Here is a 25,583-nt window from a genome sequence, read left to right on the forward strand (position 1 = left end):
GCACACAATGTTAGAAGATCTGAAACGTCAGGTGCTGGAAGCCAACCTGGCGCTGCCAAAGCACAATCTGGTGACCTTAACCTGGGGCAACGTCAGCGCCGTCGACCGCGAGCGCGGCGTGCTGGTGATTAAGCCATCGGGCGTCGACTATAGCGTGATGCAGGCTGACGATATGGTGGTGGTGAGTCTGGAAACCGGCGAAGTGGTTGAAGGGAAAAAGAAACCTTCCTCGGATACGCCGACCCATCGCCTGCTTTATCAGGCATTCCCGACGCTGGGGGGCATCGTCCATACCCATTCGCGCCACGCCACCATCTGGGCGCAGGCCGGGCAGTCTATTCCGGCTACCGGCACCACCCATGCCGATTACTTTTATGGCGCGGTGCCCTGCACGCGGCTGATGACCGACGACGAGATCAACGGCGAGTATGAGTGGGAAACCGGCGCGGTGATCGTTGAAACCTTCCGCGAGCAGGGTATCGACCCGGCCCAGATGCCCGGCGTGCTGGTACATTCCCACGGCCCGTTTGCGTGGGGCAAAAACGCTGAAGATGCGGTGCATAACGCCATCGTGCTGGAAGAGATTGCCTACATGGGCATTTTCTGCCGCCAGCTGGCGCCGCAGCTGCCGGATATGCAGCAGACGCTGCTGGATAAACACTACCTGCGCAAGCACGGGGCAAAAGCCTATTACGGGCAGTAATGCTGCAGCCTTTCCCGGTGGCGCTGTGCTGACCGGGCTACGGTACAATGCCCCTCCCGGTTCTCCCGGTGGCGCTGCGCTGACCGGGCCACGGTACAATGCACCTCCCGGTTCTCCCGGTGGCGCTGCGCTGACCGGGCTACGGTACACTGCCCCTCCCGGATCTCCCGGTGGCGCTGCGCTCTGTAGCCCGGACAGGTGCGCAAGCACCGCCTCCGGGATGAACCCCACACCTGTATAAAACCCCAGCACAATCGATTGAACCAGGCTATAATCAAGCCTGGTTTTTATTGATGAGAGCACGGCGTGACCCAGCCACGAGAAGGTTTTTTACTGACCCGTCACTGGCGGGATACCCCGCAGGGCACCGTGCTGTCTTTCTGGCTCGCCACCGATGATGGGCCGCTTGAGGTCACGCTGCCGCCGCAGGAATCCGTGGCGTTTATTCCCGAAGCCCAGCGCTCACAGGTCGAACGTCTGCTGCAGGGCGAAAACGGCCTGCGCCTTGCCCCGCTCAGCTTAAAAGACTTTCATCGCCAGCCGGTGTTTGGCCTCTATTGCCGCGCGCATCGCCAGCTGATGCGCCTGGAGAAAAAACTGCGGGAAAACGGCGTCACGGTATACGAAGCCGATATCCGTCCGCCGGAACGCTATCTGATGGAGCGCTTTATCACCGCGCCGGTATGGGTGGAAGGCGACACCGCGGGCCGGCAGATCGTCAACGCCCGCATGAAGGCCAACCCCCACTACCGCCCGCCGTTGAAATGGGTGTCGCTGGATATCGAAACCAGCCGCCACGGCGAGCTGTACTGCATCGGGCTGGAAGGCTGCGGCCAGCGGGTGGTCTACATGCTCGGGCCAGAGCCAACGCCCTCGACCGAAGTCGATTTCCAGCTGGAGTATGTCGCCAGCCGCCCGCAACTGCTGGAAAAGCTCAACGCCTGGTTTGCCACGCACGACCCGGACGTGCTGATTGGCTGGAACGTCATCCAGTTCGATCTGCGGGTCCTGCAAAAACATGCTGAACGCTACCGTATTCCATTAATGCTCGGTCGCGGCAATAGCGAACTGGAGTGGCGCGAACACGGGTTTAAAAATGGCGTCTTCTTCGCTCAGGCTAACGGCCGGCTGATCGTTGACGGCATCGAAGCGCTGAAATCCGCCTTCTGGAACTTCTCCTCATTTGCCCTGGAAACGGTGGCCCGTGAACTGCTGGGCGAAGGGAAAGCCATCGATAATCCGTGGGATCGGATGGACGAAATCGACCGTCGCTTTCACCAAGACAAACCGGCGCTGGCGGCCTACAACCTGCAGGACTGCGAGCTGGTGACGCGAGTCTTCCACAAAACCGAGATCATGCCCTTTCTGCTGGAGCGCGCCACGGTCAACGGCCTGCCTGCCGACCGTCACGGCGGCTCCGTGGCGGCCTTCAGCCATCTCTATTTCCCGCGCATGCACCGGCTGGGCTATGTCGCCCCGAACCTCGGTGAAGTGCCGCCGCAGGCCAGCCCCGGCGGTTACGTTATGGATTCGCGCCCCGGCCTCTATGATTCAGTGCTGGTGCTCGACTACAAAAGCCTCTACCCGTCGATTATTCGCTCCTTCCTGATCGACCCGGTGGGGCTGATTGAAGGGATGGCCCATCCGCAACCCGAACACAGCACCGAGGGGTTTCTCGGTGCGCGTTTCTCCCGACAGAAGCACTGCCTGCCGGGGATTGTCGGGCAAATCTGGCATGGCCGCGACGACGCCAAACGCCAGCACAATAAGCCGTTATCCCAGGCGCTGAAGATCATCATGAACGCCTTCTACGGCGTCCTGGGCACCAGCGCCTGCCGCTTTTTCGATCCGCGCCTGGCCTCCTCGATTACCATGCGGGGACATGCGATTATGCGCCAGACCAAAGCGCTGATTGAGTCGCAGGGTTATGACGTGATCTATGGCGATACCGACTCTACCTTTGTCTGGCTTAAACGCCCGCATAGTGAAGAAGAGGCGGCGAAAATCGGCCGGTCGCTGGTGGCTTTCGTTAACGACTGGTGGGCCGCGGAGCTGGATAAAGAGCAGCTCACCAGCACCCTCGAACTGGAGTTTGAAACCCACTTCTGCCGTTTTTTAATGCCGACCATTCGCGGCGCCGATACCGGCAGCAAAAAACGCTATGCCGGCATGATTCAGGAGGGCGACGCACAGCGGATGGTGTTCAAAGGGCTGGAGACGGTACGCACCGACTGGACGCCGCTGGCCCAGCAGTTCCAGCAGGAGCTGTATCTGCGTATTTTCCGCCACCAGCCGTATCGGGATTACATCCTGGAAACCATTGATAAGCTGATGAGCGGTGAGCTCGACGATCGCCTGGTATACCGTAAACGCCTGCGTCGTCCGCTGGCGGAGTATCAGCGCAACGTTCCGCCACACGTGCGTGCGGCGAGGCTGGCGGACGAGGAAAACATCCGGCTGGGCAGGCCGCAGCAGTATCAACAGCGCGGCAGCATAAAATATGTCTGGACCACCGGCGGCCCGGAACCAGTGGACTACCAGCGCTCGCCGCTCGATTATGAGCACTATTTGTCAAAGCAACTTCAGCCGGTCGCGGAAGGAATTCTTCCCTTTGTCGACGACGATTTTGCTACAATAATGACAGGGCAACTGGGGCTATTTTGATTTCTTCGCCCCCCTGCAATTTCCAGCCGACGGTTCTGCAAATTGAAGGGCGACGAGGACGTGACGAACGACCTGCCATCCAGTAATATAGCGCCCTTTCCATTCCTGGACCCAATCTTGATCACTCTCTGACTTATCCGGAGATGATCAACTATTGCCTGCAATTTAAGAACACAAGAGCTGAACATATATGCCTTTTACACTTGGTCAACGCTGGATTAGCGACACAGAGAGCGAACTGGGATTAGGGACGGTAGTGGCGCTGGATGCGCGTATGGTAACCCTTCTTTTCCCCGCCATCGGCGAAAACCGTCTGTACGCGCGCAATGATTCCCCCATCACCCGCGTGATGTTTAACCCGGGTGATACCATCACCAGCCACGAAGGCTGGCAGCTCCAGGTTGACGAAGTAAATGAAGAGAACGGTCTGCTGGCCTATACCGGCACGCGTCTCGACACCGAAGAAGCCAATGTCACACTGCGTGAAGTGCTGCTCGACAGCAAACTGGTCTTCAGCAAACCGCAGGACCGCCTGTTTGCCGGGCAGATCGACCGCATGGACCGTTTTGCTCTGCGCTATCGCGCCCGCAAATACCAGAGCGAGCAGTACCGGATGCCGTGGAGCGGCCTGCGCGGCCAGCGCACCAGCCTGATCCCGCACCAGCTGCATATCGCCCATGATGTCGGCCGTCGCCACGCACCGCGCGTGCTGCTGGCGGATGAAGTTGGCCTGGGTAAAACCATTGAAGCCGGGATGATCCTCCATCAACAACTGCTCGCCGGCGCCGCCGAACGCGTGCTGATTATTGTCCCGGAAACCCTGCAACACCAGTGGCTGGTGGAAATGCTGCGCCGCTTCAACCTGCGCTTCTCGCTGTTCGACGATGAGCGCTACGCCGAAGCCCAGCACGACGCCTACAACCCGTTCGAAACCGAACAGCTGGTTATCTGCTCGCTGGACTTCGTGCGCCGCAGCAAACAGCGTCTTGAGCACCTGTGCGACGCGGAATGGGATCTGATGGTCGTCGATGAAGCACACCATCTGGTCTGGAGCGAAGACGCGCCGAGCCGCGAATATCAAGCTATTGAACAACTGGCCGAACGCGTGCCGGGCGTGCTGCTGCTGACCGCAACCCCGGAACAGCTGGGGATGGAAAGCCACTTCGCCCGTCTGCGTCTGCTGGACCCGAACCGCTTCCACGATTTCGAGCAGTTCGTAGAAGAACAACAAAACTACCGTCCGGTAGCCGATGCCGTAGCCCTGCTGCTGGCAGGCAATAAACTAAGCGATAACGAGCTCAACACCCTTGGCGATCTGATCGGCGAGCAGGACATCGAACCGCTGCTGCAGGCTGCCAACAGCGACCGCGATGATGCCCAGGCCGCGCGCCAGGAGCTGGTTTCCATGCTGATGGACCGTCACGGCACCAGCCGTGTCCTGTTCCGCAACACCCGTAACGGCGTGAAAGGCTTCCCGAAACGCGAGCTGCATACCATTCGCCTGCCGCTGCCGACCCAGTACCAGACGGCGATTAAAGTCTCTGGCATCATGGGCGCCCGTAAAAGCGCCGAAGAACGCGCTCGCGACATGCTCTATCCGGAGCAGATTTATCAAGAATTTGAAGGCGATACCGGCACCTGGTGGAACTTCGATCCGCGCGTTGAGTGGCTGATGGGCTACCTGACCAGCCATCGCTCTCAGAAAGTGCTGGTGATCTGCGCCAAAGCCACCACCGCGCTGCAGCTCGAGCAGGTCCTGCGCGAGCGCGAAGGCATCCGTGCGGCAGTGTTCCATGAAGGCATGTCGATCATCGAGCGTGACCGCGCCGCCGCCTGGTTCGCCGAAGAAGATACCGGCGCCCAGGTGCTGCTGTGTTCTGAAATTGGCTCCGAAGGCCGTAACTTCCAGTTTGCCAGCAACCTGGTGATGTTCGACCTGCCGTTCAACCCGGATCTGCTGGAGCAGCGTATTGGCCGTCTCGACCGTATCGGCCAGGCCCACGATATTCAGATCCACGTGCCGTATCTCGAACGTACCGCGCAATCCGTACTGGTTCGCTGGTATCACGAAGGGCTGGATGCCTTCGAGCACACCTGCCCGACCGGCCGCACCGTCTACGACAGCGTGCATAACGAACTGATCAACTATCTTGCCGCCCCGGAAACTACCGAAGGCTTCGATGAGCTGATCAAATCCTGCCGCCAGCAGCACGATGCGCTGAAAGCACAGCTTGAGCAGGGTCGCGACCGTCTGCTGGAGATCCACTCCAACGGCGGCGAACAGGCGCAGCAACTGGCCGAAAGCATCGAAGAGCAGGATGACGATACCAACCTGATCGCCTTTGCCATGAACCTGTTTGATATAGTCGGTATCAACCAGGACGATCGCGGCGAAAACCTGATTGTCCTGACGCCGTCCGACCATATGCTGGTTCCGGATTTCCCGGGTCTGCCGGAAGATGGCTGCACCATCACCTTCGAACGTGATGTTGCCCTGTCGCGCGAAGACGCCCAGTTCGTGACCTGGGAGCACCCGCTGATCATCAACGGTCTGGATCTGATCCTCTCCGGCGATACCGGCAGCAGCACCATCTCCCTGTTGAAGAACAAGGCGTTGCCGGTAGGCACCCTGCTGCTGGAGCTGATCTACGTGGTAGAAGCCCAGGCGCCGAAGCAGCTGCAGCTCAAGCGCTTCCTGCCGGCCACGCCGGTACGTATGCTGCTGGATAAAAACGGCAATAACCTCGCCGGCCAGGTGGAGTTTGAGAGCTTCAACCGCCAGCTGAGCGCCGTGAACCGTCATACCGGCAGCAAGCTGGTCAACGCGGTGCAGCAGGACGTCCATGCGATCCTCCAGCTTGGCGAAGCGCAGGTGGCCAAAGCGGCACAGGCGCTGATCGACACCGCCCGCAATGAAGCCAACGACAAACTGTCGGCCGAGTTGTCTCGTCTGGAAGCCCTGAAAGCCGTTAACCCGAACATTCGTGACGACGAGCTTTCCGCCATCGAGAGCAACCGTCAGCAGGTCATGGACGCCCTGGCGCAGGCAGGCTGGCGTCTCGACGCGTTGCGTTTAATTGTGGTCACCCACCAGTAACGGAACACGACGATGTCGATGACGATGCCGATGGAAAACTACCATCCGCCCCAGGATCCCTGGCTGGTTATCCTTTATCAGGATGAACACATCATGGTGGTCAACAAGCCGAGCGGCTTGTTGTCCGTCCCGGGGAGGCTGGAAGAGCATAAAGACAGCGTGATGACGCGCGTCCAGCGCGACTTCCCGCAGGCCGAGTCGGTACACCGGCTGGATATGGCGACCAGCGGGGTGATCGTCGTGGCGCTGACCAAAGCGGCAGAACGCGAGCTGAAACGCCAGTTTCGCGAGCGTGAGCCGAAGAAGCAGTACGTTGCCCGCGTGTGGGGACACCCGCAGCCAGCAGAAGGCATGGTGGATTTACCGCTGATCTGTGACTGGCCGAACCGGCCGAAGCAGAAAGTCTGCTTTGAAACCGGCAAAGCGGCGCAGACCGAGTATGAAGTGCTGGAGTATGCTGACGATAACAGCGCCCGCGTACGCCTGAAGCCGATTACCGGGCGTTCGCATCAGCTGCGTGTGCATATGCTGGCGCTGGGCCACCCGATTCTTGGCGACCGCTTTTATGCGACGCCAGAAGCGCTGGCTATGGCGCCACGGCTGCTGCTGCATGCTGAAACGCTGACCATCACCCATCCGGCTTTCGGCAACGCAATGACCTTCCGCGCCCCCGTCGACTTCTGATCGTCGCGGTCTGTCCCGGGTGGTGCCACCAGCGGCCTACCCGGGCATTTCTGTCAGCAATCCGACAAATTACAACAACGCGTTAATCGCGGGCAAACCACGCATCAATCATCCGATCGACATGCGCCACCAGCTGTTCAGTCTCATGGCGATGGTTGCGGGCGCACTCCTGTGCCGGGGCATCGCACAGCAGGCACTGACGCAGATGTTTCTCCTCAGACTGAACGCTTACCAGGCCTTCTTTCGGGGAAGTCACATCGATATCCCACAAACGGCCCAGCGGATGAGTCCGCACTAATTCGTCGCACAATGCTTTGATTTCACTGGCCGGATGCGCCACGCACCACAGGGCTTCTGGCCCGGTCGGCAGCCACAGCACCTGACGGTCCAGCGTTTGCCAGCGGTGTTTCCACAACATTTGATCGCAAGCCTGCAGCGCCACGCCCATCATATTGCGATAGCGAATGCTGTCTTTTACCGCCCCCGGGGTCACCAGGGTCAGCGAAACCACCGGCTGTTGATAATGGGCGATCCAGTCGGCCTGACGAGCCGCACGCTGCGCTTTCGCCGCCAGCAGCGCTTCCATGCTTACGCCCTCACGGGCGAGAGTATCCACTGACATTTGTTCCTCTCCTTCACTTAAAAAATGACAGCGGTCAGGCTGCCGTCGCAATAGCGAATTACGGCGCTGATTGTATCGCTAAACCGACAGAATTTAGGATACAGGACAAAGAAATTTTCTTCGTCCTGTGGTCGAAAATTGCAGATTTTCCTGTTAGTACAGAGCTAAATCATGCAAGGAAGTGACTGAGGAATAGCAGACCCAGCGAAACATTAATCGCGCCGCCGATGCGGGTGGCGATTTGCGCGAAGGGCATCAGGTTCATGCGGTTGCCGGACGTCAGGATTGCCACGTCGCCGGTGCCGCCCTGACCACTCTGACAGCAGGAGACAATCGCCACATCAATCGGGTGCATGCCAATCTTTTTACCGACAAAAAAGCCGGTCGCCACCAGCGCCGAGACGGTGCTGACAATCACCAACAGGTTATCGATGGTGAAAGCGTTCACCAGCTCCTGCCACGGAGTGATCGCCACGCCGACGGCAAACAGAATCGGGTAGGTCACCGCCGTACGGAAGAACTTGTAGACCATCTGCGACCCTTCCTGCAGACGCGGGGAGACGCCGTTAACCAGCTTAAGCAGAACCGCCAGGAACAGCATTCCCACCGGGGCCGGCAGCCCTATCATTTTCTGCCCGAGCATGCCGAGCATATACAGCAGCACCGCCAGCAGCGCGCCCGATGCCAGGGTCGTCACATCGGTCTTCGCCTCGGCATCCTGGGTTTCGCGGTGCGTTTCGTTGCTGCGGTTTGGCATCAGTTGGCCTTCACCGGTCAGATGCGGGAAGCGTTTACCCAGCTGATTCAGGCCGCCGGAGATCACAATCGCCGTCAGGCTGCCCAGCATCACCATCGGCAATACCCGGCCTAGCGCGACGCCCTGATCCATATGCATCAACGCGGCATAGCCAATGGAGAGCGGAATCGCTCCTTCCCCGACGCCACCGGCCATAATCGGCAGGACAATAAAGAAGAACACCTGGAACGGCTCCAGCCCGAGCGCAGTACCGACGCCAACGCCGACCAACATGCCGACGATCTCGCCGCACACCATCGGGAAGAAGATGCGCAGAAAGCCCTGAATCAGGGTGGTCCGGTTCATGCTCATGATGCTGCCGACGATAATGCAGCAAATATAGAGATAAAGGATGTTGGTGGATTTGTAGAATTTGGTGGTGGACTCCACCACCACATCCGGCAGCAGGCCGTAATGAACCAGCGCCGAAGGGATAAAGGTAGCGCAGATTGCTGCCGCCCCTAGTTTGCCAAGGATCGGCAGGCGCTTGCCAAATTCACCGCAGGCAAAACCAAAAAACGCCAGCGTCGCGACCATCACCACAATATCGCTCGGCAGCTTGCCGTTAAGGCAGTCGAGGGCAATCAATCCCCCGGCCAACAGGAAAAGCGGTAGCGGGATAATCCCGACTTTCATGTTGTCCATCACATGCCACCAGCGCTGTTTCAGCGTTGCTTTTGGCGTATTGATGGGATCGAGGGTCGCAGAGAATGCATTGTCTGTGGTGCTCATAGATTTTGGCCCTTTCGTTATTATTCATTTTCAGAGTAGGGAGCCTGAAGCAGAGTTAATGTGAGGCGCGGCGGATTAGAAATGAAGTTTTAATGGTCACTATGGTTTTTATGGTTTCTATTCATCGACGTGATATCTCTCTGATTTATTAGCGTGGTTTTTATGGTTTTTATTCGCTCCTGCAGGCGACATGACCCGGCGAGCGCACACCAGACGCCCCGCCACCGCTGCTATCGCGGGATCGGGCCGTTGCCTCACGGGTCAGCGCCGTGTCTTAAGAGGGATCGCGCGCCATCTTGATAAATATCCGCCGGTAGATAATTCTGGTGGTTCATCCAGACAAAAAGGCCCGCGCGTTTCCCGCACCATTCCTGTCGTTACCGGGAAAGAGGTTACCGTGCCGATACCACAAAGACGCGGTACAGAACTTATGAAGGTTTCCTTTCAGTTTAAGCTGTTCATTTCGCTGGTGGCGTTCTTCTCCGTCCTGTTCGCCCTGCTGGGAGCCTATTACTACGTTGATGCCAGTCACCAGCTGTATCAGGAGATGAGCGCCCGCGCCAGAATACAGGCCGAAGAGATTGCGCTGATGCCGGAGCTTCGTCGCCAGGTTAGCCGCGACGATCCCCAGGCGCTGACCTCGTTTATGCGCGACATTGCCGCCCATAGCGATGCCAGCTTTATCGTGGTTGGCGATGCGCGCGGCGTGCATCTGTTCCACTCCGTTCACCCGGAGTGGGTCGGCACCCGGCTGGTCGGCGGCGATAATCAGGCGGTTCTGGCGGGCGAGAGCACCACCACCATCCGTAAAGGCGGGCTCGGCGTGTCGCTGCGCAGCAAAGCGCCCATCGTCAATGAGGCCGGCCAGGTGGTGGGGATTGTCTCGGTGGGCTACCTGACCAGCTATCTCGACAGCATCACCCTGACCAAAGTCATCAATATCTTTATCGCGGCGATCCTGCTGCTGATCGCCCTGTTTATTTTTTCCTGGTACTTTACCCGCAGCATTAAAAAGCAGATTTTTTCGCTGGAGCCGCGGGAGATAGGCCTGCTGGTGCGGCAGCAGAAGGCGATGATGGAGTCGATCTACGAAGGGGTGATCGTCATCGATCATCACCGGCGTATTGAAGTGATCAACCATGCGGCGCGCAGCCTGCTGGGGTTGAGTCAGCCCGCCCATCTGCTGCGCGGCAGATCCATCGACAGCGTGATCGTGCCGCAGCCCTTTTTCGCCAGCGGCGACATGCTGGAAAATGACACTCACGATGAGCTGTGCCGCTTCAACCAGCTGACCGTCCTCGCCAGCCGGGTACGCATCATGCTGGAAAATTCACTGCAGGGTTGGGTGATCACCTTCCGTGACCGGGACGAAATCAACTCCCTCAGCGCCCAACTGAGCCAGGTCAAACGCTACGTGGATAACCTGCGCATCATGCGCCACGAGCAGTTGAACCGCATGACGACGCTCTCCGGCCTGCTGCATATGGGCCATTATGACGATGCGATCCGCTATATTCAGGCGCAATCCGAACATGCGCAGGAGCTGCTGGACTTTATCTCTTCGCGCTTCGCATCCCCGACGCTCTGCGGTCTGCTGCTGGGGAAAGCTGCCCGGGCGCGGGAGAAAGGAGTGGAGCTGAGCTTCGACCCGGCCTGTCATATCGATCGCCCCCTGCCGTCCTTAATGGAGTCAGAGCTGATTTCGATTATTGGCAACCTGCTGGACAACGCCATTGAAGCCACGCAACGGGCCGAGCTGCCGCACGAACCGGTTGAAGTGCTGATCCAGCTAAACGCCCGGGAGCTGATGATTGAAGTGGCCGACCGCGGCATCGGTATTCACCCGGCGATCCGCGATCGCATCTTTGAACGCGGCATCACCACCAAAACCCGTGGCGATCACGGCATCGGCCTGTATCTTATCGAACATTATGTCACCCAGGCGGGCGGCACCATTGAGGTCGCAGATAACGCACCGCGAGGAGCGATCTTTACGCTGTTTATCCCCGCAGACGGTCCCGCCCATCCGCAACAAGAGGCCCACTATGCATCATGACCTGGTCGATGTGTTAATCATCGAAGATGAGAGTGAACTGGCGCGGCTGCATGCCGAGCTGATTCAAAAACATCCGCGGATGCGGCTGATCGGCATAGCGGCATCCCTCAGCCAGGCGCGGCAGATGCTCAACGCCCAACTTCCTCAGTTGGTGCTGCTCGATAACTATTTGCCCGACGGTAAAGGCGTCACCTTGATGACCGACCCGATTCTGGCGGATGCCACCTGCTCGGTGATTTTTATTACCGCCGCCAGCGACATGGAAACCTGTAGCCAGGCAATTCGTAACGGCGCCTTCGATTACATCCTTAAGCCGGTGTCGTGGAAGCGCCTGAGCCAGTCGCTGGAGCGCTTCGTGCAGTTTTACGATCAGCAGCGCGAGTGGAAAATCGTCGACCAGCAAAACGTCGATTCCCTCTATCAGTTGCAGGCAAAGAACTACCGTACCGACAGCGGCAGCAAAGGGATCGAGGAGAAGACTCTGGCGCTGGTGCAGAGCCTGTTCAATGACCGGGAAGCACACAGTTTTTCCGTGGATGAGGTGGTGAACGATGCCGGCTTAAGTAAAACAACCGCCCGTCGCTATCTGGAGCACTGCGTGGAGATCGGCTTTCTGGAAGTGGATATGCTGTACGGTAAAATTGGCCATCCGCGACGCATGTACCGCCGCGTCGCCAGCGCCTCATAAGGCCTCTCCCGGTAGTAAGAGAGGCCCCAGGCGCTGACAGGCCCAGGGCTGGTGCTTAAAAACCGCGTTGTTCTTTGATCAGTTCCCAGGCTTTTTGAATATCCTGCGCTTTCTGTTTTGCCATCTCCATCATTTCTGGCGGCAACCCCTTCGCCACCAGCTTATCCGGATGGTGCTCGTTCATTAGTTTACGATAGGCACGTTTCACGGTGGCAGCATCATCGGCGGGCTTCACGCCCAGCACGTTGCAGGCGTCTTCCAGCGTTGGTCCACGCTGCGCTTGCTGCCAGCCGGCGTTGCCGCCGCCCTGACCGTAACCGCCCTGCTGAGAACCCCCGCCGCCAAACTGCGCGCCGCCCTGCATCATGCGCAGGAACTGCTCGAACTGCGCACGCGAGATCCCGAGCTCTTCGGCGATGACGAACAGCACGTCACGTTCATTAGGATGTAACTCGCCGTCGGCGAAAGCGGTCTGCAGCTGAATTTCCAGAAACATCCGAATCAAATCAAAGCGGCCGAAACAGACGCTACGCAGCTGGCGCATTTTTTCGCGCAGCGGATAATCATCTGATTTACCTACCCGAAACGCATGCTGTGCCGCGGTACGCGACTCTCCATGCAGATTCATACGATCCATCAGGACATTGGCGACATGAATATCGGCTTCGGTGACGCGGCCTTTGGATTTGGTCAGATGCCCCATCACCTCAAAGGTGGTGGCAAAGAACAGCGCCTGGCGCTCTTGCTGGTTGGCGAACACATTGATTCTACGGCTCCGTGCGCGGTCAAAGATATGCCCGACCAATAGCCCCAGCACCACGCCCCAAAAGCCTGCGCCCATCATTAACGCGACTGCAACCCCAATTATTTTACCCAAATACTGCATAGACTCCCCAATATTTACGCCGCCAGTTAAGCTATATAAGACCGCACGTTACAAAGCACTGACGCTTAGGTCAATTGTGGGACATAGCCTATATTTTGCTTTATCATACTCGTCATTCTACACGGTGCCTAACGCTCGGGATCCAAACCGGCAGGATTAACACTAGCGCGATGAAGATGAGTACGTTAGGCTCTGACCGTTTGCAAGCCGCTGCCATAAGATGACGGAACAACAAAAACAACGTATGAAAAAACGTATTCCCAGCCTCCTGGCCACCATGATCGCCAGCGCCTTGTACAGCCAGCAAGGCCTCGCCGCCGATCTCGCGACGCAATGTATGCTTGGCGTGCCAAGCTACGATCGTCCTTTGGTTGAAGGAAAAACCAACGAGCTACCGGTGACGATCGATGCCGAGCATGCGAAGGGTAATTATCCGGACAACGCGGTATTTACCGGCAATGTCGATATCAACCAGGGCAATAGCCGTCTCCAGGCAGATGAGGTTCAGCTTCATCAGCAGCAGGCTGCGGGCCAGCCGCAACCGGTACGTACGGTTGATGCACTCGGCAATGTGCACTATGACGATAATCAGGTCATTCTGAAAGGCCCCAAAGGCTGGTCAAACCTGAATACCAAAGATACCAATATCTGGAAAGGCGATTACCAGATGGTCGGCCGTCAGGGCCGCGGCACCGCAGACCTGATGAAGCAGCGCGGTGAGAACCGCTACACCATTCTGGAAAACGGCAGCTTTACCTCCTGTCTGCCGGGGTCGAATACCTGGAGCGTCGTCGGGAGTGAAGTTATTCATGACCGCGAAGAGCAGGTTGCGGAAATCTGGAACGCGCGCTTTAAAATCGGCTCAGTGCCGGTGTTTTACAGCCCCTACCTGCAGCTGCCGGTAGGCGACAAGCGCCGTTCTGGCTTCCTGATCCCGAACGCCAAATACAGCACCAAGAATGGCGTGGAGTTTTCGCTCCCCTATTACTGGAACATTGCGCCTAACTTCGATGCAACGCTGACGCCGCACTACATGAGCAAGCGTGGCGGCGTGATGTGGGAAAACGAATTCCGCTATCTGACCAAAGCGGGCACGGGTCTGTTCGAATTTGACTACCTGCCTTCCGATAAAATCTACCAGGATGACCACTCCGGCGACAGCAACAGCCGCCGTTGGTTGTTCTACTGGAACCACTCGGGTGTTATCGATCAGGTATGGCGCCTGAACGCTGACTACACCAAAGTGAGCGATGCGGACTACTTTAACGACTTCAGCTCTAAATACGGTTCCAGTACCGACGGCTACGCCACGCAGAAATTCAGCGCGGGCTACGTCGTCCAGAACTTCGACGCCACCGTATCGACCAAACAGTTCCAGGTCTTTAACCGCGAATCGAGCAACTCCTACGCCGCGCAGCCGCAGCTCGACGTTAACTACTACCAGAATGATGTTGGTCCGTTTGACACCCACCTGTATGGACAGGCGGTGCACTTCCTCAACACCAACAGCAACATGCCGGAAGCCACCCGCGTTCACTTTGAACCGACGATCAGCTTACCGCTGTCGAACGGCTGGGGCAGTATCAATACCGAAGCCAAGCTGCTGGCGACCCACTATCAGCAGAGCAACCTCGATAACTACAACGCCGCCAATGGCACGGACTATAAAGAGTCCGTCAACCGTGTGATGCCGCAGTTTAAAATCGACGGTAAAATGGTCTTCGAGCGCGACATGCAGGAGGGTTTCACCCAAACGCTGGAACCGCGCATGCAGTATCTGTATATCCCGTATCGTGACCAGAGCCAGATCGGTACCTACGACTCCACGCTGCTGCAATCAGACTATACCGGCCTGTTCCGCGACCGTACCTACAGCGGCCTGGATCGCATTGCTTCAGCGAACCAGCTCACCACCGGCGTCACCTCTCGCGTATATGATTCAGCCGCCGTTGAACGTTTTAATATTTCCGTTGGTCAAATCTATTATTTCACCGAGTCCCGGACCGGTGATGACAACATCAACTGGGAGAATGACGACACAACGGGTTCACTGGTATGGGCCGGAGATACTTACTGGCGCATCGCCGATAACTGGGGTTTACGCGGAGGCATTCAGTACGATACGCGTCTGGATAACGTCGCTACCGGTAACGGCACCGTGGAATACCGTCGCGATGAAAACCGCTTAGTACAGCTCAACTATCGTTACGCCAGCCCGGAATACATTCAGGCAACGCTGCCGTCGTATTCCACCGCTGAACAGTACAAAAATGGTATTTCTCAGGTGGGCATGACTGCCAGCTGGCCGATTGTCGATCGCTGGTCTGTCGTCGGTGCATACTACTTCGACACCAATACCAAAAAGAGCGCCGACCAGATGTTAGGGGTCCAGTATAACTCCTGCTGCTACGCGATTCGCCTTGGCTACGAACGTAAGATCAACGGCTGGGATTCGAACGGTAACGGCGAGAGCAAATACGACAACACCTTTGGCATCAACATTGAGCTACGTGGCCTGAGCTCCAACTACGGTCTCGGCACCCAGCAGATGCTGCGTTCGAACATTTTACCGTACCAGAACTCCCTGTGATGTGGCTGGTTTAAAACGTAATCCGCACTTGCGGTTAATTGAAATGGAAAAAGTATGAAGAACTGGAAAACGCTGCTTCTCGGTATCGCCATGATCGCGAATACCAGTTTCGCTGCCCCACAGGTTGTCGATAAAGTAGCGGCTGTCGTCAATAATGGCGTTGTTCTTGAAAGCGACGTCGATGGCTTGATGCAATCGGTTAAGCTGAATGCTGGCCAGGCCGGTCAACAGCTGCCGGATGACGCAACCCTGCGTCATCAGATCCTCGAACGTCTGATCATGGACCAGATCGTTCTGCAGATGGGCCAGAAAATGGGCGTGAAAGTCACTGACGATCAGGTCGATCAGGCTATTGCCAACATCGCAAAACAGAACAACATGTCGCTGGATCAGATGCGTAGCCGCCTGGCTTACGAAGGTCTGAACTACAACACCTACCGCAATCAGATCCGTAAAGAGATGCTGATTTCGGAAGTGCGCAACAACGAAGTTCGTCGCCGTATCACCGTGCTGCCGCAGGAAGTTGAATCCCTGGCGAAGCAGATTGGCGATCAGAACGATGCCAGCACTGAACTGAACCTGAGCCACATCATGATTCCGCTGTCGGAAAACCCGTCTTCTGACGACGTGGCTGCCGCGCAGCAGCAGGCCAACGCCATCGTTGAGCAGGCACGCAGCGGTGCCGACTTCGGTAAACTGGCTATCACCTACTCTGCTGACCAGCAGGCGCTGAAAGGCGGCCAGATGGGCTGGGGTCGTATTCAGGAGCTGCCGGGGATCTTCGCCCAGGCACTGAGCACCGCGAAGAAAGGCGATATCATCGGCCCGATTCGTTCTGGTGTCGGTTTCCACATCCTGAAAGTCAACGATATGCGCGGTGGCAGTAAAAGCATCTCCGTCACCGAAGTTCACGCTCGCCACATCCTGCTGAAGCCGTCGCCGATCATGAACGACGACCAGGCACGGGCGAAGCTGGAGCAGATCGCGGCGGACATTAAGAGCGGGAAAACCACCTTTGCGAAAGCGGCGAAAGATTTCTCTGAAGATCCAGGCTCTGCCAACCAGGGCGGCGATCTGGGCTGGGCTACGCCAGACATCTTCGACCCGGCGTTCCGCGACGCTCTGATGCGCCTGAATAAAGGCCAGACCAGCGCACCGGTTCACTCCTCCTTCGGCTGGCACCTGATTGAACTGATGGACAGCCGTCAGGTCGACCGTACCGATGCCGCGCAGAAAGACCGCGCCTACCGGATGCTGATGAACCGTAAATTCTCAGAAGAAGCAGCGACCTGGATGCAGGAACAACGCGCCAGCGCTTACGTCAAGGTTCTGAACAACTAATACCACGGCCTCAAACACCCCGGCAGCATTCGGGGTGTTTGAGGCGGCAACGCCAGCGGCTCCCGCTGGCGTTGCCAAAAAAGACGTCCTGAAGGATGAAGTGTATGAATCGAGTTGTTATCACCCCCGGCGAGCCCGCCGGAATTGGCCCCGACCTTGTGGTGCAGCTTGCACAGCGCGACTGGCCGGTAGAGCTGGTGGTTTGCGCCGATGGCGCACTGTTATCTGACCGGGCCCGACAGCTCGGTCTTCCTTTATCTCTCCTGCCCTACGACGCTTCCCTTCCCGCCACAGCGCAACGTGCTGGCACCCTGACGCTCCTTCCCGTTACGTTAAACGCCCCGGTGGAACCCGGTGTACTGAACATCCCTAACGGGCACTATGTGGTGGAGACGCTGGCTCGCGCCTGCGACGGCTGCCTGAACGGTGAATTTGCGGCGTTGATTACCGGGCCGGTGCATAAGGGAAACATCAACGACGCGGGGATCGCCTTCACCGGCCACACCGAGTTCTTTGAAGAGCGTTCGCACGCCAGCAAAGTCGTGATGATGCTGGCCACGGAAGAACTGCGTGTCGCCCTGGCGACCACTCACCTGCCGCTGAAGGCCATCAGTGAGGCAATCACGCCGGATTTGCTGCGTGAGGTGATTACCATCCTGGACCACGATCTGCGCCATAAATTTGGCATCGCCCGGCCGCACGTGCTGGTCTGCGGGCTTAACCCGCACGCCGGCGAAGGCGGACACATGGGAACCGAAGAGATCGATACCATTATTCCGGTGCTGGAAGAAATGCGCGCCAGGGGCATGAATCTGAGCGGTCCGCTACCGGCAGACACGCTTTTTCAGCCTAAATATCTCGACCATGCCGATGCGGTACTCGCGATGTACCACGATCAGGGCCTTCCCGTGCTAAAATACCAGGGCTTTGGCCGTGGCGTGAACATTACGCTCGGTTTACCTTTTATTCGAACCTCCGTTGACCACGGTACCGCGCTTGAACTGGCGGGCCAGGGAAAAGCGGATGTCGGCAGTTTTATCACGGCGCTTAATCTCGCCATCAAAATGATTGTTAATACGCAATGAATAATCGAGTCCATCAGGGCCACTTAGCTCGTAAACGCTTCGGGCAAAACTTTCTCAACGATCAGTTCGTGATCGACAGCATTGTCTCGGCCATTAACCCTCAGAAAGGGCAGGCTATTGTCGAAATCGGTCCGGGTCTCGCCGCACTGACCGAGCCGGTCGGTGAACGCCTTGACGCGCTCACGGTTATCGAGCTCGACCGCGATCTGGCCGCACGTCTGCAAACGCATCCCTTCCTGGGACCGAAGCTGACGATTTATCAGCAAGATGCCATGACCATGAATTTCGGCGAGCTGTCGCAGACCATGGGTCAGCCGCTGCGCGTGTTTGGCAACCTGCCGTACAACATCTCGACGCCGTTGATGTTCCATCTGTTCAGCTATACTGATGCCATTGCCGACATGCACTTCATGCTGCAAAAAGAGGTCGTCAATCGCCTGGTTGCCGGACCGAACAGCAAGGCCTATGGTCGTCTGAGCGTCATGGCGCAGTACTACTGCCAGATTATCCCGGTACTCGAAGTACCGCCGAGCGCCTTTACACCACCGCCTAAAGTGGATTCCGCCGTTGTGCGCCTGGTGCCTTATCGCACGCTGCCGCATCCGGTGAAAGAGGTGCGTGTACTGAGCCGAATTACTACCGAAGCGTTCAATCAGCGTCGGAAAACGATTCGCAACAGTCTCGGCAACCTGTTCAGCGTTGACGTGCTGACCGAGCTGGGCATCGACCCGGCAAAACGTGCAGAGAATATTTCCGTGGCGCAGTACTGTCAGTTAGCCAACTGGTTATCCGACAACGCGCCTACCAAGGAGAGCTAACCATGATCAATTCGCCTCGTGTTTGCGTACAGGTGCAAAGCGTCTATATCGAATCGCAGTCTTCCCCGGAAGAGGAGCGCTACGTCTTCGCTTATACCGTCACTATTCGCAATCTGGGGCGGACTCAGGTTCAGCTTCTTGGCCGCTACTGGCTTATCACCAACGGCCACGGTCGTGAGACTGAAGTTCAGGGTGAAGGGGTTGTCGGCGAACAGCCGCATATTCCCGCAGGCGGTGAATTTCAATATACCAGCGGGGCCGTCATTGAAACGCCGCTGGGCACCATGCAGGGACATTACGATATGATCGATGTGAACGGCGTGCCGTTCTCGATCGACATCCCTGTTTTCCGTCTCGCAGTACCAACGCTCATTCACTAAAACAATGTCTACATATCTTATTGGCGACGTTCACGGTTGCTACGATGAACTGATCGCGTTATTAAAGCAGGTGGCCTTTACCCCAGGGAACGATACGCTGTGGCTCACGGGCGATCTCGTCGCGCGCGGCCCGGGTTCACTTGAGGTCTTACGCTACGTCAAATCTCTGGGCGATAGCGCGCGCCTGGTGCTGGGCAATCACGACCTGCATCTGCTGGCCGTTTTCGCCGGGATCAGCCGCAACAAACCGAAAGATCGCCTGAAATCACTGCTTGAAGCACCGGATGCCGACGACCTGCTCAACTGGTTACGTCGTCAGCCGCTGATGCAAATCGATGAACAGAAAAAGCTGGTGATGTCCCATGCCGGCATCACGCCACAGTGGGATCTGGAAACGGCAAAAGAGTGCGCGCGCGATGTTGAAGCCGTCCTCTCCAGCGACTCCTATCCGTTCTTCCTCGACGCGATGTATGGCGATATGCCGAATAACTGGAGCAACGAGCTGAGCGGCCTTGCCCGCCTGCGCTTTATCTCCAACGCCTTTACCCGCATGCGTTACTGCTTCCCGAATGGTCAACTTGATATGTATGCCAAAGAGGCACCGGAAGACGCCCCCGCGCCATTAAAACCGTGGTTTGCGATCCCGGGTCCGGTCGCCAGTGAATACAGTATTGCTTTTGGACATTGGGCTTCGCTGGAAGGCCGCGGTACGCCTGAGGGGATTTATGCCCTTGATACGGGCTGCTGCTGGGGTGGGGATCTCACCTGCCTGCGCTGGGAAGACAAGCAGTACTTTACTCAGCCATCAAACCGGCAGAAAGATCAGACTGAAGGCGACGCGATCGCGTCTTAAGTTGAGCGTCCCGGATGACCGCCAACAACGGGCGCTATCCGGGCAACGCTTTAGCGCGATAAAAGCTCCCCGGCGCGCATAACGCCACCGGGGAAAGCCTTAACGGCGCTCGAGGATCTCGAAGCAGTAGCTGTGGGAATTCTGCGCGTCGGCATCATGGAATTCGCTGAATACCGATTCCCACTGATCCGGATCGTAGTCAGGGAAATGCGTATCGCCTTCCACTTCTGCATCGATGTGGGTCAGATACAGCTTGTGCGCTTTCGGCAGGAACTGCTCGTACACGCGACCACCACCGATCACCATCATCTCGTCAACATCGCCGCAGGCGGCAATCGCTTCATCTACCGATTTCACCCACTGCACACGATCGTCGGTGCCCGGCTGGCTGCTGATAACGATATTTTTCCGTCCTGGTAACGGACGACCGATAGACTCCCAGGTCAGGCGCCCCATCACTACCGGCTTGTTTAACGTATTACGTTTAAACCAGGCGAGATCGGCAGGCAGGTTCCATGGCATGGCGTTTTCCATACCGATGACGCGATCTACCGCTAACGCCGCAATCAGACTGATCATTGAAAATTTCCCGAATGCAAAAAATTGCCGCCACTATACGGAAAGCGTAATACTTCGTCGACTGCGTGGAGAGTAAAGAATAAGAAAATTTTTAGATTTGCTGGCGAGCCCACGTAAGCCACGTGAACCGCCAGCTGCGGATTTAAATTGAAAACAAAATGTTAACTGTAAACCAAACGTAACAGCGAGTTTTCACCTCAGGATGCCGGCTTATTTTCGGGTTCATCGGCGATATCGCCGGTATGTCTGCCCTCTTCGGTTCCCTGCCAGCCGTGGCGCTGAACCAATGATAAATGGTTACGATCCTCGTTGATAATCCCGGTCAACATGTCGCTGGTTCGCTTGAACACCGCCACGCGAGACGCCGCATCGTTTTCCGCCATCTCGACCATCTCTTCCACCATTTTCTGGTTGAAGCGACGGAACAGATCGGCGCGCTCACGCGCTTCATAGGCACCCAGTCCCAGCGCCTCCAGCGCCGTGCGCCCGGATTTCAGCGCCGCTTCGAAGGTTTCACGCTCCGGAGCATCTACGCCGGCCTGGCGCAGCTGGATGTAGTGATCGACATCGCGGGCGCGGGAGATAATCTGCAGATGCGGGAAATGCTCTTTCGCCAGCTCCACCAGCTGCAGGCTGGCCTGCGGATCGTCGATCGCATTAATCAGTACCTCGGCTTTTGCCGCCCCTGCCGATTCCAGCAGATCCGCGCGGGTGGCATCACCATAGAACACTTTCATATCAAACTTACGCAGCGTTTCCACGTGGTCCGGATCGTGATCGAGGATCACCATCTTCACCCCGCCGGAAAGCAGCACACGCCCGGCGATCTGCCCGTAACGGCCAAAGCCGGCGATAATCACCCGCGGCTGCTCTTCATCAATTTCATCGGCTTCACGCTCCTGGCCGCTGGAGGATTTCTCCAGCCGGGTCAGCAGCACCAGCAGAATCGGCGTGGCCGCCATCGACAACGCCACCGCTAAGGTCAGCGCCTTCGCCCACTCGCTGTCCAGCACGTCCGCCAGTTGCGCCGCGCCAAAGACCACGAAGGCAAACTCACTCCCCTGCCCCAGCAGCACCGCAAACCAGCGGCGCTGCGCGCGCGGTACGCCAAGCGGTTTAGCGATCAACCACAGCATCACGCCTTTAATGACCAGGAAACCGACCAGTAAAATCAGGATCCGCAGCGGATGGCTCATCAAGGTGCCGAAATCAATCGACATCCCAACGCCGATGAAAAACAGCCCCAGCAGCAGCCCCTTAAACGGCTCGATATCGCTTTCCAGCGCATGACGATACTCCGAGCTTGCCAGCAGTACCCCGGCGAGGAACGCCCCCATCGCCATCGACAGCCCCACTTCTTCCAGCAACAGGCCAAAGCCGAACACCAGGAACAGGGCCACGGCACTGAACACTTCGCGCAGGCCAGAGCGGGCCACAAAACGCAGCACCGGACGGGTGACATAGCGCCCCAGCGCCACCACCAGCACCAGCGCCCCCGCGACTTTGAGCGCGGACAACGCGAAAGCGCCGAGGGTGGTGGAACCGCCGCTGGCGGCCAGCAGCGGGATCATCGCCACCAGCGGGATCGCCGCGATATCCTGAAACAGCAGAACGGCAAACGCGCTGCGTCCCATCTGCGAGACCGTCAGGTTACGTTCGTTCATCGCCTGCATGGCGATAGCCGTCGACGACAGCGCCAGCGTCATGCCAATCAGCTCGGCGACCTGCCAGCGCATCCCCAGCAGCATGCAAAACAGGCCAATCAGTACCCCGCACACCACCATCTGCAACGCGCCGCCGCCAAACACCGACGCCCGTAGTTTCCACAGGCGCTGCGGGTCAAGCTCCAGGCCGATGACAAACAGCATCAGAACCACGCCAATTTCGGCAAAATGCAGAATCGCCTCGGCGTCTGTCACCAGCCGCAGGCCCCACGGCCCGATAATGCACCCGGCGATCAGATAGCCCAGCACCGACCCCAGCCCAAGGCGCACGGCAATCGGCACAATCAGGGCGGCAGACCCCAGATAAATCAGCGCCTGTATCAGCGTATGGCTATCCATGGTGTGCCTCCTGCCATTCAATTAAGCGTTGTCGATAGCGGCGCGCCTGCGCCTGAAGGGTTTCATCGTCACAGATAAACGTGCAGTGCATGGCGAACGGCGGCAGCCATTTCATGCCGCAGTACAGCCCGGTGGCCTGTAGCGGCTGGGACAGCACGTCAAAGCCAGGAAATGCACCGATATCGAAGTGGCTCTCGCCGCCGCCGGTGGTCACCGCCCACATCAGCGATTTTCCATGCAGCGCAATGCCGTTGTGACCGTAGGCCCAACCGTGCGACAGCACCTTATCCATCCACAGTTTCATCAGCGGCGGAACGCTGTACCACTGCATCGGATGCTGCCAGATAATCAGATCGGCCTTCGCCAGCGCCGCCTGTTCGGCGGCGATGTCGATGTTAAAGTCGGGGTAAAGTTGGTAGAGGGAGCGTATTTCTACGCCATCCAGCGTCCTTGCCTGCTCCAGCATCCGCTTATTCGCATGCGAGTGATGCGGATAGGGATGAGCATAAATTATCAGAATCATTGATTAGCCTGCGTTAACTCTCGTTGTAATCTGCAAGAGTGTAGTCAGTTAATCGAAGCGCTTACAATCATAACCTGATTTTATGTCTGCGGACTGCCGGCCTTATGTGGCTGCGGGCTGGCGGTAACCTCGGGTTCGCTCACGTCGAGATCGCAGCGTTTCGGCAGCAGGAAGGTCATGGTCCCGGCAATGATTAGCGATCCAGCCAGGGCGCAAACCGCCACGTTCTGGCCATACAGGTAGATCATTACCCCCACCAGATACGGGCCACAGAAGCCGCCGAGGTTACCCAGGCCATTAATCACCCCGCGAGCGCTACCGGCCACTTCCGCAGAGGCGATCCGCCCCGGCATCGACCAGAACGGGCTGGTTGCTGATTTGAGGAAAAAGCCGCAGATCACCAGTGCGATATAGGCCGCCACCACGTGCTCACGCAGCAATACCGAGGCCACCAGCGCCGCCGCAAAGCTGTAAAGCGAGAAACGCACCCACAGACGACGTTTGCCGCTGCGATCGCTGAACAACGAGATGACATAGATCCCGGCAAGCGTCGCCACGAACGGCAATACTGCAAGGAGACCCACGCTGGCCATACTGCCGCCGGTCAGTCCTTTGAGGATCGTCGGCAGCCACAAGGTGTAGCCATAATCACCAGTCTGATAGAAGAAGTTGAGGATCACCAGTTTCATCAGTCCGCCGTTGCGGAAAACATCTTTGACCGGCGCCTTGCTGACCGCATCTTCCGCCAGTTTTGCCGCCCGCTCGGCGGCCAGCGTAGTGACCAGGTAGTGACGCTCTTTCTCCGGCAGCCAGCGGGCCTCTTCCGGACGGTCGCTGATCATGAACCACCAGACCGCCAGTACCACCACCGACAGCAGACCTTCGATAATAAACAGCCAGCGCCAGTCGAGCGCGGCGATGATCGCCCCGGATACCGGCGCGGTCAGCATGCCGCCCAGCGGGGCGAACATCATCACGAAGGCGTTGGCGCGCCCCAGCTCTTTTTCCGGGAACCAGTTGCTGACCATCGTCAGCACCACCGGTAACATGCCGCCCTCGGACACGCCGAGAATAAAACGCAGCACCAGCAGTTGATATTCATGGGTCACGAAGCCGGTGGCAACCGAAACGACCGCCCAGGCCATCAGCGACCAGGCAATAAAACGTTTACCGCTGCCGTTTACCGCAATTCGCCCACCGGGTATTTGCAAAAATAAATAACCAATAAAAAAGATGCCGCTGGCAACACCGGCCATCTGGCTGGTAATACCTAAGTCCTCTTCCATTCCACCGGGTAAGGCGAAACTAATATTAACCCGGTCCATAAACGAAATAATACAGGCGATCAACACCGGCGTAATAATACGCCACCAGCGGGTGCTGGGAATTTTATCATTCATATTTCGCGCTCTCTATGCAGAGGTTATTGTTGTCATTGAATACGAGCTGGGTACAGAAATAAGAGAGAGAAATTAATTAATCGCGTTCGGCAATGGCGCGTCGGCGAAATAAGCCGCCACGTTGGCAAAAACTACCTCGCTCATTTTCTGCCGGGTTTCATGGGTCGCGCTGGCCACGTGCGGTTGTAGCACCACATTATCGAGCGCAATCAGCGCCGCCGGCACATGCGGTTCGTCTTCAAACACGTCGAGAGCCGCCCCGGCGATAACACCGTTTTGTAACGCCTGAATCAACGCCTTCTCATCCACCAGCGAGCCGCGGGCGATGTTGATCAACCACGCCTGTTTCGGCATGACGTTAAACACTGAATAATCGATTAGCCCGCGATTGGCTTCGCCGCCGGAGGCCGCAATCACCAGGAAATCGCTCTCGTGGGCCAGAGTATGCAGATCGGCGCACCACTGATAATCCAGCCCCGGCACCGGTTTGCGGTCGGTGTAAAGCACCTGCATGTCGAAGCCGCGGGCGCGACGGGCAATCGCCTGGCCGATATTGCCCATCCCCAGCAGGCCAATGCGCTTACCGCTGACCTGAGTCGCCAGCGGCATTCCGCCCTTCTCCCAGCGCCCTTCACGGACAAAGCGATCGCCCTGACACAGATTGCGCGACGCGGCCAGCAGCAGCCCCATCGCCAGGTCCGCCACGTCATTGGTCAGCACGCCGGAGGTGATGGAGATTTTGATCTGCCGGGTGCGAGCATATTCCACATCAACGGCATCGGTACCGACGCCGAAAATGGCAATCAGGCCAACGTGCGGCAGCAGCTCAAGGACGCTGTTCTGTACGCCAATGTCCCCACGGGTGACGACCGCGGCAATGTTCTCGCCTTGCTCACGCAGAAAACCAATCGGATCGTCCTGCTCGTACAGACGCAGCAGCGGGAAATGGGCCGCCAGCTGCTCCTGCAGTGCATCAATAACGGGGGCCACTAAAAGGACGGCGCGGGTAAGAGTACTCTTCAT

At 57.7% G+C, this 25,583-nt stretch carries 20 protein-coding genes; 12 read left to right on the top strand and 8 right to left on the bottom strand.

The features are described from left to right. The first annotated feature begins 7 nt into the window (after nt 1–7). From araD to rluA, 4 genes are all read left to right on the top strand, one after another. Entirely contained in the window at nt 8–703 is a 696-nt protein-coding gene (araD, locus tag EDF82_RS21510; RefSeq protein ID WP_123757526.1) for an L-ribulose-5-phosphate 4-epimerase, read from the top strand. 306 nt (nt 704–1,009) lie between these two features. Next, nucleotides 1,010–3,367, top strand: coding sequence for a DNA polymerase II (gene polB / locus EDF82_RS21515; RefSeq protein WP_123757527.1), 2,358 nt, complete (start codon nt 1,010–1,012; stop codon nt 3,365–3,367). A gap of 190 nt (nt 3,368–3,557) precedes the next feature. Then, nucleotides 3,558–6,464, top strand: coding sequence for an RNA polymerase-associated protein RapA (gene rapA, locus EDF82_RS21520; RefSeq protein WP_123757528.1), 2,907 nt, complete (start codon nt 3,558–3,560; stop codon nt 6,462–6,464). Nucleotides 6,465–6,488: 24 nt separating this feature from the next. Continuing rightward, nucleotides 6,489–7,148: a bifunctional tRNA pseudouridine(32) synthase/23S rRNA pseudouridine(746) synthase RluA gene (gene rluA / locus EDF82_RS21525; RefSeq protein ID WP_123757705.1), complete on the top strand. Its 660-nt coding sequence runs from the start codon at nt 6,489–6,491 to the stop codon at nt 7,146–7,148. A gap of 82 nt (nt 7,149–7,230) precedes the next feature. Here the strand turns inward: rluA and citX are convergent, their stop codons facing one another. Both citX and EDF82_RS21535 read right to left on the bottom strand, forming a co-directional pair. Further along, nucleotides 7,231–7,770: a citrate lyase holo-[acyl-carrier protein] synthase gene (gene citX / locus EDF82_RS21530; RefSeq protein WP_123757529.1), complete on the bottom strand. Its 540-nt coding sequence runs from the start codon at nt 7,768–7,770 to the stop codon at nt 7,231–7,233. Between the two features lie 169 nt (nt 7,771–7,939). Further along, the gene (locus tag EDF82_RS21535) at nt 7,940–9,298 is read right to left on the bottom strand and encodes a 2-hydroxycarboxylate transporter family protein (RefSeq protein ID WP_123757530.1); all 1,359 of its coding nucleotides are present in this window, start codon (nt 9,296–9,298) and stop codon (nt 7,940–7,942) included. A gap of 430 nt (nt 9,299–9,728) precedes the next feature. On the opposite strand from EDF82_RS21535, the gene EDF82_RS21540 reads away from it, so the two are divergent. Then, nucleotides 9,729–11,354, top strand: coding sequence for a sensor histidine kinase (locus tag EDF82_RS21540; RefSeq protein WP_123757531.1), 1,626 nt, complete (start codon nt 9,729–9,731; stop codon nt 11,352–11,354). Further along, nucleotides 11,344–12,042: a response regulator gene (locus EDF82_RS21545; RefSeq protein ID WP_123757532.1), complete on the top strand. Its 699-nt coding sequence runs from the start codon at nt 11,344–11,346 to the stop codon at nt 12,040–12,042. Before EDF82_RS21540 ends, EDF82_RS21545 begins: the two co-directional genes overlap by 11 nt. A 55-nt stretch (nt 12,043–12,097) precedes the next feature. Here EDF82_RS21545 and djlA read toward each other — a convergent pair whose 3' ends face one another. Beyond that, entirely contained in the window at nt 12,098–12,928 is an 831-nt protein-coding gene (djlA, locus tag EDF82_RS21550; protein WP_123757533.1) for a co-chaperone DjlA, read from the bottom strand. Nucleotides 12,929–13,172: 244 nt separating this feature from the next. Here djlA and lptD point away from each other — a divergent pair, with 244 nt between their 5' ends. The 6 genes from lptD (at nt 13,173) to apaH (ending at nt 19,995) form a co-directional block, all read left to right on the top strand. Next, nucleotides 13,173–15,518: an LPS assembly protein LptD gene (gene lptD / locus EDF82_RS21555; RefSeq protein WP_123757534.1), complete on the top strand. Its 2,346-nt coding sequence runs from the start codon at nt 13,173–13,175 to the stop codon at nt 15,516–15,518. Between the two features lie 54 nt (nt 15,519–15,572). Continuing rightward, complete coding sequence (gene surA / locus EDF82_RS21560; RefSeq protein WP_123757535.1) at nt 15,573–16,859, top strand: peptidylprolyl isomerase SurA; 1,287 nt, start codon at nt 15,573–15,575, stop codon at nt 16,857–16,859. Nucleotides 16,860–16,963: 104 nt separating this feature from the next. After that, nucleotides 16,964–17,944 (top strand): 4-hydroxythreonine-4-phosphate dehydrogenase PdxA, encoded by a 981-nt coding sequence (gene pdxA / locus EDF82_RS21565; protein WP_123757536.1) that lies wholly within the window; start codon nt 16,964–16,966, stop codon nt 17,942–17,944. After that, nucleotides 17,941–18,762, top strand: a complete 822-nt coding sequence (gene rsmA / locus EDF82_RS21570; protein ID WP_123757537.1) for a 16S rRNA (adenine(1518)-N(6)/adenine(1519)-N(6))-dimethyltransferase RsmA — start codon at nt 17,941–17,943, stop codon at nt 18,760–18,762. Before pdxA ends, rsmA begins: the two co-directional genes overlap by 4 nt. A gap of 2 nt (nt 18,763–18,764) precedes the next feature. Continuing rightward, nucleotides 18,765–19,142 carry a Co2+/Mg2+ efflux protein ApaG gene (gene apaG, locus EDF82_RS21575; protein WP_123757538.1) on the top strand — a complete coding sequence of 126 codons (378 nt, stop codon included), beginning with the start codon at nt 18,765–18,767 and terminating at the stop codon, nt 19,140–19,142. A 4-nt stretch (nt 19,143–19,146) separates the two neighbouring features. Next, nucleotides 19,147–19,995 (top strand): bis(5'-nucleosyl)-tetraphosphatase (symmetrical) ApaH, encoded by an 849-nt coding sequence (gene apaH, locus EDF82_RS21580; protein WP_123757539.1) that lies wholly within the window; start codon nt 19,147–19,149, stop codon nt 19,993–19,995. A 99-nt stretch (nt 19,996–20,094) separates the two neighbouring features. On the opposite strand, the gene folA is transcribed toward apaH, so the two are convergent. The 5 genes from folA to EDF82_RS21610 form a co-directional block, all read right to left on the bottom strand. After that, nucleotides 20,095–20,574 (bottom strand): type 3 dihydrofolate reductase, encoded by a 480-nt coding sequence (folA, locus tag EDF82_RS21585; protein ID WP_123757540.1) that lies wholly within the window; start codon nt 20,572–20,574, stop codon nt 20,095–20,097. Between the two features lie 197 nt (nt 20,575–20,771). Next, complete coding sequence (gene kefC / locus EDF82_RS21595) at nt 20,772–22,637, bottom strand: glutathione-regulated potassium-efflux system protein KefC (protein ID WP_123757542.1); 1,866 nt, start codon at nt 22,635–22,637, stop codon at nt 20,772–20,774. Continuing rightward, entirely contained in the window at nt 22,630–23,160 is a 531-nt protein-coding gene (gene kefF, locus EDF82_RS21600; RefSeq protein WP_123757543.1) for a glutathione-regulated potassium-efflux system oxidoreductase KefF, read from the bottom strand. Before kefF ends, kefC begins: the two co-directional genes overlap by 8 nt. Before the next feature lie 80 nt (nt 23,161–23,240). Next, nucleotides 23,241–24,560, bottom strand: coding sequence for an MFS transporter (locus tag EDF82_RS21605; RefSeq protein ID WP_123757544.1), 1,320 nt, complete (start codon nt 24,558–24,560; stop codon nt 23,241–23,243). A gap of 72 nt (nt 24,561–24,632) precedes the next feature. After that, nucleotides 24,633–25,583, bottom strand: coding sequence for a 2-hydroxyacid dehydrogenase (locus EDF82_RS21610; RefSeq protein WP_123757545.1), 951 nt, complete (start codon nt 25,581–25,583; stop codon nt 24,633–24,635).

Source organism: Klebsiella sp. BIGb0399 (assembly GCF_003752615.1).
In the GTDB taxonomy this organism is placed as follows: domain Bacteria; phylum Pseudomonadota; class Gammaproteobacteria; order Enterobacterales; family Enterobacteriaceae; genus Klebsiella; species Klebsiella lignicola.

Excerpts from the sequence above, each read along its gene's own strand:
- araD (WP_123757526.1), top strand. The coding sequence starts at position 8 with ATGTTAGAAGATCTGAAACGTCAGGTGCTGGAAGCCAACCTGGCGCTG.
- rapA (WP_123757528.1), top strand. The coding sequence starts at position 3,558 with ATGCCTTTTACACTTGGTCAACGCTGGATTAGCGACACAGAGAGCGAA.
- rluA (WP_123757705.1), top strand. The coding sequence starts at position 6,489 with ATGCCGATGGAAAACTACCATCCGCCCCAGGATCCCTGGCTGGTTATC.
- citX (WP_123757529.1), bottom strand. The coding sequence starts at position 7,770 with ATGTCAGTGGATACTCTCGCCCGTGAGGGCGTAAGCATGGAAGCGCTG.
- EDF82_RS21535 (WP_123757530.1), bottom strand. The coding sequence starts at position 9,298 with ATGAGCACCACAGACAATGCATTCTCTGCGACCCTCGATCCCATCAAT.
- EDF82_RS21540 (WP_123757531.1), top strand. The coding sequence starts at position 9,729 with ATGAAGGTTTCCTTTCAGTTTAAGCTGTTCATTTCGCTGGTGGCGTTC.
- EDF82_RS21545 (WP_123757532.1), top strand. The coding sequence starts at position 11,344 with ATGCATCATGACCTGGTCGATGTGTTAATCATCGAAGATGAGAGTGAA.
- djlA (WP_123757533.1), bottom strand. The coding sequence starts at position 12,928 with ATGCAGTATTTGGGTAAAATAATTGGGGTTGCAGTCGCGTTAATGATG.
- lptD (WP_123757534.1), top strand. The coding sequence starts at position 13,173 with ATGAAAAAACGTATTCCCAGCCTCCTGGCCACCATGATCGCCAGCGCC.
- surA (WP_123757535.1), top strand. The coding sequence starts at position 15,573 with ATGAAGAACTGGAAAACGCTGCTTCTCGGTATCGCCATGATCGCGAAT.
- pdxA (WP_123757536.1), top strand. The coding sequence starts at position 16,964 with ATGAATCGAGTTGTTATCACCCCCGGCGAGCCCGCCGGAATTGGCCCC.
- rsmA (WP_123757537.1), top strand. The coding sequence starts at position 17,941 with ATGAATAATCGAGTCCATCAGGGCCACTTAGCTCGTAAACGCTTCGGG.
- apaG (WP_123757538.1), top strand. The coding sequence starts at position 18,765 with ATGATCAATTCGCCTCGTGTTTGCGTACAGGTGCAAAGCGTCTATATC.
- apaH (WP_123757539.1), top strand. The coding sequence starts at position 19,147 with ATGTCTACATATCTTATTGGCGACGTTCACGGTTGCTACGATGAACTG.
- folA (WP_123757540.1), bottom strand. The coding sequence starts at position 20,574 with ATGATCAGTCTGATTGCGGCGTTAGCGGTAGATCGCGTCATCGGTATG.
- kefC (WP_123757542.1), bottom strand. The coding sequence starts at position 22,637 with ATGGATAGCCATACGCTGATACAGGCGCTGATTTATCTGGGGTCTGCC.
- kefF (WP_123757543.1), bottom strand. The coding sequence starts at position 23,160 with ATGATTCTGATAATTTATGCTCATCCCTATCCGCATCACTCGCATGCG.
- EDF82_RS21605 (WP_123757544.1), bottom strand. The coding sequence starts at position 24,560 with ATGAATGATAAAATTCCCAGCACCCGCTGGTGGCGTATTATTACGCCG.
- EDF82_RS21610 (WP_123757545.1), bottom strand. The coding sequence starts at position 25,583 with ATGAAGAGTACTCTTACCCGCGCCGTCCTTTTAGTGGCCCCCGTTATT.